Annotated in this window: 11 protein-coding genes; 1 reads left to right on the plus strand and 10 read right to left on the minus strand. The window is 59.4% G+C overall.

Features of this window, described 5'->3' with window-relative positions; translation table 11 throughout:
- Positions 1–215 precede the first annotated feature (215 nt).
- Entirely contained in the window at positions 216–1,136 is a 921-nt protein-coding gene (locus G3M63_RS00300; RefSeq protein WP_150299488.1) for a M23 family metallopeptidase, read from the minus strand.
- Positions 1,137–1,213: 77 nt separating this feature from the next.
- Here G3M63_RS00300 and G3M63_RS00305 point away from each other — a divergent pair, with 77 nt between their 5' ends.
- Positions 1,214–1,666 (plus strand): DUF721 domain-containing protein, encoded by a 453-nt coding sequence (locus G3M63_RS00305; RefSeq protein WP_150299745.1) that lies wholly within the window; start codon positions 1,214–1,216, stop codon positions 1,664–1,666.
- A 166-nt stretch (positions 1,667–1,832) separates the two neighbouring features.
- Here G3M63_RS00305 and lpxC read toward each other — a convergent pair whose 3' ends face one another.
- From lpxC to murD, 9 genes are all read right to left on the minus strand, one after another.
- The gene (gene lpxC, locus G3M63_RS00310) at positions 1,833–2,744 is read right to left on the minus strand and encodes a UDP-3-O-acyl-N-acetylglucosamine deacetylase (protein WP_150299487.1); all 912 of its coding nucleotides are present in this window, start codon (positions 2,742–2,744) and stop codon (positions 1,833–1,835) included.
- Positions 2,745–2,859: 115 nt separating this feature from the next.
- Positions 2,860–4,029: a cell division protein FtsZ gene (ftsZ, locus tag G3M63_RS00315; protein ID WP_150299486.1), complete on the minus strand. Its 1,170-nt coding sequence runs from the start codon at positions 4,027–4,029 to the stop codon at positions 2,860–2,862.
- A 59-nt stretch (positions 4,030–4,088) separates the two neighbouring features.
- Positions 4,089–5,318 carry a cell division protein FtsA gene (ftsA, locus tag G3M63_RS00320; RefSeq protein WP_150299485.1) on the minus strand — a complete coding sequence of 410 codons (1,230 nt, stop codon included), beginning with the start codon at positions 5,316–5,318 and terminating at the stop codon, positions 4,089–4,091.
- 10 nt (positions 5,319–5,328) lie between these two features.
- Entirely contained in the window at positions 5,329–6,195 is an 867-nt protein-coding gene (locus G3M63_RS00325) for a cell division protein FtsQ/DivIB (protein WP_150299484.1), read from the minus strand.
- Positions 6,196–6,205: 10 nt separating this feature from the next.
- Entirely contained in the window at positions 6,206–7,123 is a 918-nt protein-coding gene (locus tag G3M63_RS00330) for a D-alanine--D-alanine ligase (RefSeq protein ID WP_150299483.1), read from the minus strand.
- The gene (murC, locus tag G3M63_RS00335; RefSeq protein WP_163984143.1) at positions 7,123–8,532 is read right to left on the minus strand and encodes a UDP-N-acetylmuramate--L-alanine ligase; all 1,410 of its coding nucleotides are present in this window, start codon (positions 8,530–8,532) and stop codon (positions 7,123–7,125) included. The genes G3M63_RS00330 and murC overlap by 1 nt, the downstream gene beginning before the upstream one ends.
- 37 nt (positions 8,533–8,569) lie before the next feature.
- Positions 8,570–9,640 carry an undecaprenyldiphospho-muramoylpentapeptide beta-N-acetylglucosaminyltransferase gene (murG, locus tag G3M63_RS00340; protein ID WP_163981545.1) on the minus strand — a complete coding sequence of 357 codons (1,071 nt, stop codon included), beginning with the start codon at positions 9,638–9,640 and terminating at the stop codon, positions 8,570–8,572.
- Positions 9,630–10,805, minus strand: coding sequence for a putative lipid II flippase FtsW (gene ftsW, locus G3M63_RS00345; RefSeq protein WP_178101024.1), 1,176 nt, complete (start codon positions 10,803–10,805; stop codon positions 9,630–9,632). The genes murG and ftsW overlap by 11 nt, the downstream gene beginning before the upstream one ends.
- A complete protein-coding gene (gene murD, locus G3M63_RS00350; RefSeq protein WP_163981546.1) occupies positions 10,795–12,153 on the minus strand; it encodes a UDP-N-acetylmuramoyl-L-alanine--D-glutamate ligase in 1,359 nt (452 codons plus the stop codon). Before murD ends, ftsW begins: the two co-directional genes overlap by 11 nt.

Genomic DNA, 12,153 nt, shown 5'->3' on the forward strand with positions numbered 1-12,153 from the left:
CGGGGATCTGGCATTCTACTCTGAATCCGACGAGACAATAAACCGCACGAAAATCAGCCCGAGCATGCGGCCGATTGGCAACAGACACGTCGCAGCGCAGCCTACCACGACGGACAAACAGGTAACGGAAGGAGCGCAGACTTTTGGCGCTCAGATAACTGACCCGCGACTCGGAAAGCGCGGGCTGGTACGGCGGAGAAAGGAATGCAGCAGGGTTATTTCAAAGCAATATGACGCGCGGGGTTCACGGCCCGTCCATTGCTGTATATCTCCAGGTGCAGATGTGGGCCAGTAGAGCGCCCGGTCGATCCGACCTGGGCGATGACTTCGCCCTTCTTTACCAGGTCACCCTTCGCGACTTCGAGTTTGTGCGCATGGGCGTAGCGGCTCTTGAGGCCACTTCCGTGAGTGATCTCGACCATGTTGCCATACGCCCCGTTGCGCCCCGAGAACGTTACCACACCCGCTCCGACAGCATGTATCGGCGTGCCGCGTGGCGCAGCGAAATCGAGACCGGAGTGGTGGGACATGTGACCGCTGATAGGATCGGTACGCCGACCAAAGCCCGAAGATATATAGCCCTCGGACACCGGTTTGAAATCGAGCAGCGCGTTGGCATCGGTCTGGCGGTTGAGCACGAGCTCTTCGAGCAGTCTCAACTGCTGGGTGCGATTGTCGATACGTTCAGCCAACTGATCGATCACCGACTGAACCTCTGGCCCTTCATAGCGCATGCTGTCCTTCCGCAACTCAGGACCACCCATGCCAGGGTCGGTATTGAAATCGAACTCACCGTCGGACATATCGACCAGCTCGGTCAGGCGTTCGCCGAGCGCATCCAGACGGGTAAGTCGGGTTTGCAGCCGTCCCAGCTGCTGGGTCATGCGTTCCAGCTGGGCCTGGGATTCTTCGGAAGAGGCGTCGGCCTGATACTCCTGCAGTGTGTCATGCCACAACTGGTCATAATCGACAACCTGGCTGGACAAGGTAGGTCTGGAATCCAGCGCCTGCCAGGTCAGGACGGCAGCTGCGGCGGGCATTGCAAGAATGATTACCGCTGCAAGAATTACCCAGGGCGTGCTTAAAGTGAGGGCCCTGGCGGAGCCGTGGCGGTCAGTAAGTATAATAATGTTCACGTCATGATCCCCAGACAACTGGCTTCGTCATTCTGATAGGATGCCTGTTGCTCAATAACTCCGGTTCGCTCTCTCTCATGGCTTTTACTCCGCTGGATGCTCGCCAACCTGGTGACTTGATACGCACCCATTCGACCCTGAAAGGCCTGTTCGCAAAGGCTCGAGCAGTTGAGCGCCTGCAGATACTGCTGGAAACAGTCATGGAACCGGCTGCGCGTGAGCATTGCCGTGTTGCATCCTTGCGCGATGGTGTACTCCGACTCGTGGTCACGGACAGCCATTGGGCGACCCGGATGCGCTACCAGCAAAAACGGCTGATACGCCAATTGCAGGCGTACACAGAGTTTGCAACCTTAACGAAAATACATTGCAAGGTTCAACCGCCACTGGTCAAAAAAGCACCACCAGTTCGCAAAATGAAGCATTCCAGGGTAGCCGCAGCCAGCCTGCGAGAAACGGCAGTTCAGATTGAAGACCCATCACTCAGAGCAGCGCTTGAGCGATTGGCAAGGCATCACGAGAGCGACTGAAGACCCATCGGCTCACAGCTATCTGAGCTGGCGCAGTGCTTTTAGTTCAACATCGCGTGAAGTAGCCAAAAACGGGAGGAAAGCCTGGCGGCCTGCATTCTGCTCCAGGGCTCTGAAGGCAAAAAAAACGGCCACATAAGTGGCCGCAGAAACGAAACGAAACGGCTTAGACCGCAGCCGCCGGGCGCATAAAGGAGATGGGCGCTGTACCGGCGTCTTCGAAAGTTACTATTTCCCACGCATCCTTGGTAGCAAGCAGAGAACGAAGCAGCTTGTTATTCAGAGCATGTCCAGATTTGAATCCACGGAACTCACCAACCAGACTCTTGCCCAGCAGATACAGGTCGCCGATCGCGTCGAGTATCTTGTGTTTTACGAACTCGTCCTCATAGCGCAGGCCGTCTTCATTCAACACACGGTATTCATCCACCACGATGGCGTTGTCCACGCTGCCACCGAGCGCCAGATTCTGTGAGCGCAGATATTCTATATCGCGCATGAACCCGAAGGTCCGCGCACGACTAACTTCCTTGACGAAGGAAGTGCTGGAGAAATCCACGCTGGCGAACTGGCTACGACCACGAAATACCGGATGATCGAAGTCGATACCGAAAGCCACCTTAAACCCCTCGAAGGGGACGAAAGTCGCTGTCTTGCCGTCTTCTTCAACCGTTACTTCACGCTTGATGCGGATGAACTGCTTGGCCGCGTCTTGCTCCTCGATTCCTGCAGACTGAATCAGGAATACGAAAGGCCCGGCGCTGCCGTCCATGATCGGCACCTCTGGGGCGCTGAGTTCCACGTATGCGTTGTCGATGCCCAGGCCCGCCATGGCGGACAGCAGGTGCTCAACGGTGTCGACCTTGGCACCATCCTTTATGAGGGTGGTGGACATGGTCGTCTCGCCTACGAACTCGGCACGCGCCGGGATCTGGACCACAGGGTCAAGATCCACTCGGCAGAACACAATCCCGGTATCCACTGGCGCGGGTTTCAGCGTGAGATACACCTTCTCACCCGAATGCAGACCAACACCAGTGGCCCGGATGATGTTCTTCAGTGTGCGTTGCTTAATCATGTACGGGTTCCGCTTAGTTGCGAATAGTTTTCAACAAGTCGGCGTGCATCATAGCAAAACACGCCTTTGTTGAATACTGATCAGACCTATACGAGTGATTGACAGAGTCTATCTCTCAGTCAGCCTGCCTGCGCAAGAACGCCGGAATATCCAGATAATCCAGATCTTCGGCCGGCTGGCTCAGGCGCGCCGCCGCAGCGTTACCCCCAACAGTTGGGTTGCGCATGACAGTCGGACGGTCCAGATCACGGTAGTTCGGCGTAGTGCCTTCGGCCTGACGGTGGTGAGTGGCGGATGTATTGTCGACGACCTTGACCGGCTTCTCGATGCGCGGACCCAGGCCTGTTGCAACGACAGTCACACGCAGCTCGTCACGCAGCTCAGGGTCAATCACTGTGCCTACTACCACTGTAGCAGTCTCTGAGGCGAACTCTTCAACAGTGCTACCCACCTCGGAGAACTCACCCAGAGACAGGTCCGGACCGGCAGTGATATTGACCAGAATGCCGCGAGCGCCCATCAGGTTCACGTCTTCCAGCAGCGGGCTGCGGATAGCCGCTTCAGCCGCTTCACGCGCACGGTTCGGGCCGCTCGCGTGGCCGGTACCCATCATGGCCATGCCCATCTCGCTCATGACTGTCTTCACGTCGGCAAAGTCGACGTTGATCATACCGGGACGCATGATCAGGTCAGCGATGCCCTGTACTGCGCCAAGCAACACGTCGTTGGCCTTGCTGAAAGCAGCCAGCAGACTGGCGTCTTTGCCAAGGACAGTAAGGAGCTTCTCGTTGGGAATGGTGATCAGGGAATCCACATGCAGGCTCAGCTCGCGGATGCCTTCTTCGGCAATCTGCATGCGCTTGCGGCCTTCGAACGGGAACGGCTTGGTCACTACCGCAACCGTCAGAATCCCCATTTCGCGGGCAACCTCAGCAACGATCGGCGCTGCACCGGTACCGGTACCGCCACCCATACCTGCGGTAATGAAGACCATGTCCGAGCCTTGCAGGACCTCGGCAATACGCTCGCGGTCTTCGATGGCCGCTTCACGGCCGATCAAAGGGTTCGCGCCAGCGCCCAGGCCCTTGGTGACTTCGGAGCCGAGCTGCAGCACGGTACGTGCGCTGATGTTCTTCAGCGCCTGTGCATCAGTGTTGGCGCAGATAAAGTCCACGCCTTCGACATTGTTGATGACCATGTGCTGGAGCGCATTACCGCCGCCGCCACCGACACCCACTACTTTTATAACTGCGTTTTGAGGAACGTTATCAATTAATTCAAACATGGTTCCATCTCCTGAGTTTTAACTCGTTTCGTTATTTCGGCCCGCTTTAACGGGTCTGTTTAAAAATTGCCCTGGAACCACTTCTTCATGCGTCCCAACGGCGATGTTTTGCCCTGCTCCGGGCTACTGCTACCTTGCTCGTGGTGCTTGATGCCGTAGTGCAACAAGCCGACCCCTGTTGAATAGATGGGGTTACGGACCACATCAGTCAGTCCCTTGAATTCCTGTGGTACGCCGAGGCGTACCGGCATGTGGAATATCTCTTCTGCCAATTCCACGGCGCCTTCCATTTTTGCGGTCCCGCCGGTCAATACGATGCCGGCGGGAACCATGTCTTCGAATCCTGAACGACGCAGCTCAGCCTGGATCAGGGTGAACAGCTCGTCATAGCGCGGCTCGACCACCTCCGCCAGTGCCTGGCGAGACAGGTCGCGGGGCGGACGTTCGCCCACGCTCGGGACCTTGATGGTTTCTTCCGGCCCGGCCAATTTGGCCAAGGCACAGGCATAACGGATCTTGATCTCTTCGGCGTACTGCGTGGGCGTACGCAGCGCCATCGCTATATCGTTGGTGACCTGATCACCGGCAATCGGGATAACCGCCGTATGCCGGATAGCCCCTTCGGTAAAGATGGCAATATCAGTGGTGCCGCCGCCGATATCGACCATGCACACGCCCAGCTCTTTCTCGTCCTCGGTGAGTACGGCGTAGCTGGATGCGAGCTGCTCGAGGATCACATCCTCGACTTCCAGCCCGCAACGGCGGATGCACTTCTCGATGTTCTGTACTGCATTCAGCGCGCAGGTCACCAGATGCACCTTGGCTTCCAGGCGCACGCCGGACATGCCCAGCGGCTCGCGCACGCCTTCCTGGTTATCAATCACGTATTCCTGCGGAAGGATGTGCAACACCTTCTGGTCAGCAGGAATTGCAACGGCCTGGCCTGCATCAAGAACGCGCTCGATATCGGCCTTGACCACTTCCCGGTCACGAATCGCCACGATGCCGTGGGAGTTCAGGCTGCGAATGTGATTGCCTGCCAGCCCGGCAAATACAGAATGAATCTGGCAGCCAGCCATCAGCTCCGCTTCTTCAATCGCGCGCTGGATCGACTGCACAGTGGATTCGATATTGACCACCACGCCTTTTTTCAGACCTCGGGAGGGATGAGAGCCAATGCCGACGATTTCGAGTTCGCCGTCCGAGCCAATCTCACCCACAAGCGCGACCACCTTGGAGGTGCCAATATCGAGCCCGACTATCATCCTGGTACCCTGCTTGCTAGCCATAATCTTTCGGTTACTCTCCCGTTTCATCTTGAGCAGCCGGCTCGTGCCAGGCTACTGCCATGCTGTTGCTGTAGCGCAGATCAACCCGCGCTATCTGATCCCGCCGCTCTGACAACACGAGCTGATCGATGGTCAGAAATCGCTTCATTTTTTCCACTACGTCATCGCGTCCGAGCAGTATCTGGATCCCGTCGCGGGTGGTCATGAACCAACTGCCGCGCTCGCGGAGTTCCAGTTCAGCCACACCGTGACCGTAAGGCCGCAGCAGACGGTTGAACTGCTGATAATTCTGCATGACCCTGCGCTTGGCGCGCTCCGGACCAGTCAGCCGCGGGAGCTCATCGAAGCGGTCGATACGCTCAGGCGAGAACGCCTCACCCGCATTATTCAACAGTGCGGTATCGCCCCACCGCGCAACCGGCAGCTGTTCATCCAGGTTGACCACCAGGCGGTCCGGCCACACCCGTTTTACCGACGCCCCGGCTACCCAGGACATGGCGTTGAGTTCGGCACTCAGCCCGTCGATATCGATGCCGAGAAAACTTTCATCCAGATACGGCTGGATAACCTCCTGCACCGCGTCACGGTCGATATATTGCAGGTCGCCTTCAACACTGATCACACTAATCGCCCGGTCTGCCTGGGGCATCAGCCGGGTGCCAAGCCCGTACAGGCCGACCGCGAGCAATAACAGCAGCACTGGCCACATCACCTGCTGCATCCGTTCGCCCAGACCCTGCAGCCTGGGCCAACGCAGATTCGGGCGGGACCATTTGCGTGGAGCTGGTGTTACGACGCGCACAGCACCCCGAGCCGGCGACTGACGTCGCACCAGGGACTTGCTCGTACGCTGATCACGCACCATCAACCCCAACATGATCCGGCCCTCAATACCCGGTGCCGGCAAGAATCGCCAGCACCAGATCGGTAAATGTCATCCCCGCGGCCGCAGCCGCCATGGGCACGAGACTGTGATCGGTCATGCCGGGCACAGTATTCACTTCCAGCAGGTAGAAACGCCCCGCCTCGTCTTGCATAACGTCTACGCGGCCCCAGCCCCGGCAACCCACGGCATGAAATGCCTGCAGACACAGCTCTGCCAGTTCGGCTTCCTTATCGGCGGGCAAGCCACAGGGACACTGATATTGAGTGTCATTGGCCAGATACTTGGCGTCGTAGTCGTAGAAGCTGTGCGGCGTGCTCAGGCGGATCGCCGGCAACGCACGGCCATCCAGAATCGCGACAGTGAACTCGGCACCCGTAATCCATTGTTCGACCAGCGTCTGGTCGTCATAGGCGCGGGCGTCATCACAGGCCTGTTCGAGCTCTGCCAGGTTATTGACCTTGGCCATGCCGATGCTCGAACCCTCATGGACCGGCTTGACGATCAACGGCGTACCCAGCGAATCAATGATCGACGGGCAGTCGGCGCGGTCGCGCAACAAGGCATGCTCGGGTGTGGACAGCTCAAGGCTGCGCCAGATTAATTTGGTACGCAGCTTGTCCATACCCAGCGCGGAGGCCATCACGCCGCTACCGGTATAAGGAATCTTCAGGCTTTCAAGCAGACCCTGCAGGCTACCGTCTTCACCGCCACGACCATGAAGGGCAATAAACACCCGGTCAGGACGGTTCGCGATCAGCTGCTGAGCCAGGTCCGCGCCTGCATCGATGCCATAGGCGTCGACGCCTGCACCGCGCAATGCCTCCAGCACGGCAGCGCCGGATTTCAGCGATACCTTACGCTCGGCGGACGTGCCACCGTAGAGGACTGCGACCTTGCCGAACTGGGACGGTTCAATCATCAGACCTGCCCTCCCTGCGCGCTCAAGCGTGTCAGCGCTTCGGCCAGCTGTGGTGCCAGTCCGGCGATGTCGCCAGCGCCCTGGGTCAAAAGAATATCGCCAGGTTGCAACACCGCTTTCAGCAGCGGCATGACGTCAGCGTCCCGCTCCACATAAATCGGATCAATCTGGCCCCGCTGGCGGATGCTGCGGCATAGCTGTTTGCTGTCCGCACCCGGTACCGGTTCTTCTCCGGCCGGGTAGACTTCCATCAGCAGCAAGGCATTGGTCTCGCCCAGCACTTGCACGAAATCTTCATAGAGGTCGCGCGTGCGGCTGTAACGGTGCGGCTGATAAATCATCACCAGACGTCGCTCGGGCCAGCCAGCGCGCACGGCTTTTATCACTGCCCCAACCTCGCGGGGGTGATGACCGTAGTCGTCAACCAGCATCACCTCGCCGCCGCCCAGCGCGTAATCGCCGTATACCTGGAACCGCCGTCCCACACCTTCGAATCCGGTCAGGCCTTTGACGATTGCCGCATCGCTAACGCCTTCATCGGTGGCCACAGCGATCGTTGCAAGCGCATTCAGCACGTTGTGTACGCCTGGCATGTTGACCCAGAGCTTCAAGTCATCGTGGCCGTCGCGTTGCACCGTAAAATACGTCGACATGCCGCTCTGATGGATGTCCACCGCGCGTACATCCGCATCACTGGACTGGCCGTAGGTAATAAACTGCCGATTGATCTGCGGCAGAATTTCACGCACGACCGGGTCATCGATGCACAGCACAGCCAGACCGTAAAAAGGCAGGTTGTGCAGGAATTCGATAAAGGTGCGCTTGAGCCGATTGAAGTCGCCCTCATAGGTCGCCATGTGGTCGGCATCAATATTGGTGACGATGGCCACCATGGGCTGCAGATGCAGGAAGGACGCATCGCTCTCGTCCGCTTCGGCGACCAGGTAGCGACTCTCGCCCAACTGTGCGTTGGTGCCTGCGCTGGTCAATCGCCCACCAATCACAAAGGTCGGACTCAGGCCTTCAGCCGCCAGCACCGAGGCGATCAGGCTGGTTGTCGTGGTCTTGCCGTGCGTGCCAGCTACGGCGATGCCATGCCGGTAGCGCATCAGCTCAGCAAGCATTTCGGCACGCGGCACTACCGGGATGCGGCGCTCCAGTGCGGCCGAGACTTCCGGGTTCTGGGTATTGATCGCGCTGGACACCACCAGCACATCCGCTTCCTGAACATTTTCCGGGCGATGACCAATATCCACCCGCGCCCCAAAGCTTTCCAGACGCTGGGTGACTGCCGATCGCTTCAGGTCCGAACCGGAAACCAGATAGCCCAGGTTCAACAGCACCTCGGCAATGCCGCACATGCCTGCTCCACCGATGCCGACAAAATGGATACGGCGGATGCGGCGCATCTCCGGCAGAGCGAAAGTCGCCTGGGAGCGGGGTTTATTACCCACGGGCGACCTCCAGGCAGGCTTGGATTACGTCTGCGGTTGCGTTGGGTGCGGCCTGGTTACGGGCATTGTCTGCCATCTGTTGCAAAATCTCCGGATGGGTAAAAAGGTATTCCATTCGTTCAGCCAGTAGCTCTTTGGTCAGCGTCGCCTGGGGCAACAGCTCCGCCGCGCCATGGTCGGCCAGGAAACGCGCATTCGCGCTCTGGTGGTCGTCAATCGCGTGGGGCAACGGGACCAGCAATGAAGGTCGACCTGCTGCAGCGAGCTCACACACAGTCAGCGCGCCGGACCGGCACACGACCAGATCAGCCCAGGCATAGGCCGCAGCCATATCCGCAATAAAAGGCTCGACTTTCGCCTCGACGTCAGCGCCCTTGTACGTCTCGCTGGTCAGCTCGATGTGCAGCTTGCCGCACTGATGCCAGATCTCTGGGCGCTTGGATGCATCCACCGCGCCCATGGCTTCAGGCAGCATGCGGTTGAGCGGTAGCGCGCCAAGGCTGCCACCGAGCACCAACAGACGTGGGCGACGCTGGCCGTCCCAGCTCATAGCCGGTACCTGAAAAATTTCATCGCGTACCGGGTTCCCGGTACTGCGGCGCTTGCTGTCATTAGCGAAACTGCCAGGGAAGCCTTCGCAGCGGCGTGCGGCAATGGTCGCCAGCATGCGGTTAGCGGTTCCCACTACAGCGTTCTGTTCATGGATGATTAGCGGAATGCGCTTCATCCAGGCGGCCAGCCCACCAGGGCCGGTCACATAGCCGCCGGCACCCAGCACAAAAACAGGCTGGACCGTACGAATCACCTGTAGTGATTGACGCAGCGCGCGGGCCAGACTCAGCGGCGCTTTCAACAGATCCGCCTTGCTCTTGCCGCGCAGGCCTTGAATGTCGATATAGTGGATCGGGAAGTCCGCAGCCGGCACCAGCTCACTTTCGATGCCCCGGCGAGTACCCAGCCAATGCACGTCGTAGCCCTTGTCGCGCAGCAAACGCGCGCAGGCCAAAGCGGGGAACACATGTCCTCCGGTACCACCAGCCATGACCAGCACGCTATTTTTCATTGCCGGCCTCCCGTAACGCCTGACGGCGTTCCCAGTCGATCCGCAGCAACAGGCCCAGGCTGATACAGCACACCACCAGGGAACTGCCCCCGTAACTCAGGAATGGCAGCGTCAGACCTTTGGTCGGCAGCAAACCGACATTCACGCCTACGTTGATGAGGATCTGGCCGCACCACATGATTGCCAGCCCATAGGCCAGGTAAGCGGAGAACAGCCGACCAGCGCGCTCAGCCCACAGCCCTATATAAAGGCTACGAATCGCCACGAATACCAACAGGCCAAAGGCGGCCAGCGCACCGATCAGCCCCAGCTCTTCGGCCAGCACGGCGAAGACGAAGTCGGTGTGCGCTTCGGGCAGGTAAAACTGCTTCTGCACACTATTGCCCAGACCCGTGCCCAGCCAGCTGCCGCGGCCAAAGGCGATCAACGCCTGGGTCAGCTGATAGCCGGTACCGAACGGGTCGGTCCAGGGATCCAGAAAGCTGGTCAGACGCTGCAGCCGGTACGGTTCAAAGGCCACCAGAAGCCCGCCGAGCGCACCGAGCGAGCCGAATAGCAGGGTGAAACGGAACAGGCCGACGCCCCCGAGGAAAAGCATGCCGGTGGCGGCGCCCATCAATACTACCGTCGCGCCGAAATCCGGCTCGATGACCAGCAGCCAGGCCATCGGGCCCAGCACCATGAATGGCTTGATGAAGCCAAACCACTTTTCCTTGACCTCTTTCTGACGCTGCACCAGATAGCCGGCCAGGAATACGACCGCGAACAGCTTCGCCAGCTCGGACGGCTGAATGTTGATCGGGCCAACCGCGATCCAGCGCCAGCTACCGTTGACCTCACGACCGATGCCAGGAATCAACACGGCAATCAGCAACCCGAATCCCACAAACAACAACGGAAAGCGAAATTGCTGCCAGAGATTCACCGGGATGGACAACACCGCTACCAGCGCGCCAACACCAATCAACAGATAGATCAGCTGACGGATCATATAAAACAGCGGGTTGCCCAGTTGGCCGGCGGCCACTTCCATGGACGATGAAGTCACCATGACCACACCCAGACCGAGCAGGCACAGCGCTGCTACCAGAAGCGGCATATCCATGTCGAAACGCCGCTCACCCAGCAACGGTGCGGCGGAGCGCTGCAGCACATCAGTCAAGATCATGTGTCAGCCTCCCTACCGCTTCGGCGAACAGACGGCCGCGCTCTTCGAAGTTCTTGAACATATCCAGGCTGGCACAGGCCGGAGACAGCAGCACTATGTCACCCGGCTGTGCCACATCAGCGGCCGCAGTAACCGCTTGTTCGATCGAGTCGACACGGATAACCGGTACAGCATTACCCAGCGCCTGACCCAGCTCCGCCGCATCGCGACCCAGCAATACGGCGGCCCGGCAATAGCGGCTGACCGGCTCACGCAGCGGCGCGAAATCAGCACCCTTGCCATCGCCGCCAGCAATCAATACCTGCTTGCCGTCCAGGTCGGCGCCAAAGCCATTGATAGCGGCCAGCGCGGCACCCACATTGGTTGCCTTGGAATCGTCGAAATAATCCACGCCGGAATGCTTGCCGACCCACTGGCAACGATGTGGCAGGCCGGTGAAACTGCGCAGCGCATCAAGCATGGCCGGGAACGGCAGCCCAGCCGCATGACCCAGCGCCAGCGCGGCCAGCGCGTTTGATTGATTATGCGCGCCGCGGATCTTCAGCTCGGCAACCGGCATCAGCGCCTTGAATTCGAAGGCGAGCCAGGTTTCGCCCTCCTCCTCAACCAGACCGAAGCCCTTGAAGTCGGGGCGCGACAGGCCAAAGGTCCATTGCGGCAACTGATCAGCCACCAGCGGCCGCGAGAGCAGGTCGTCGCGGTTGCTGACGACCTGACGCGCGCCGCTGAAGATCCGGTGTTTGGCCTGGTGATAAGCCGCCAGATTGGCATAGCGATCCATGTGGTCTTCGCTGACGTTCAGGACCGTCGCCACTTCGGCATTGAGCCGCTCGGTGGTTTCCAGTTGAAAGCTGGAAAGCTCGATCACATACAGGCCAGCGTTGTGGTCGAGCAGGTCCAGTGCCGGCGTGCCGAGGTTGCCGCCGACCGCCACGCGGATGCCAGCAGCGTATGCCATTTCACCAACCAATGTGGTCACTGTGCTCTTTGCGTTCGAGCCGGTAATTGCGATGATCGGCGCCTTGGCCTCGCGGGCAAACAGTTCGATATCACCCACCAGTTTGACGCCGGCATCGCGCGCCCGCTGCAACGCCGGTGTCGACAAGGCGATACCCGGGCTAACCACCAGCTCCGCAGCCGAAGACAGTACGTCCGCATCCAGTTCACCGAGATAGAGATCCGCCATCGGCGCAAAACGTTTCAGCTGATCCAGGCCCGGCGGATGCAGACGCGTATCCGCCACGCCGAAAGGCAGCCCACGGCCCGCCAGAAAACGGGCGACCGAAAGCCCGGTGCTGCCGAGCCCGACGATGATCCGTTTCTTGTCCGTGGTTATCAGTGACAC

Source organism: Pseudomonas sp. OIL-1 (genome assembly GCF_010669185.1).
GTDB classification, from domain to species: domain Bacteria; phylum Pseudomonadota; class Gammaproteobacteria; order Pseudomonadales; family Pseudomonadaceae; genus Halopseudomonas; species Halopseudomonas profundi.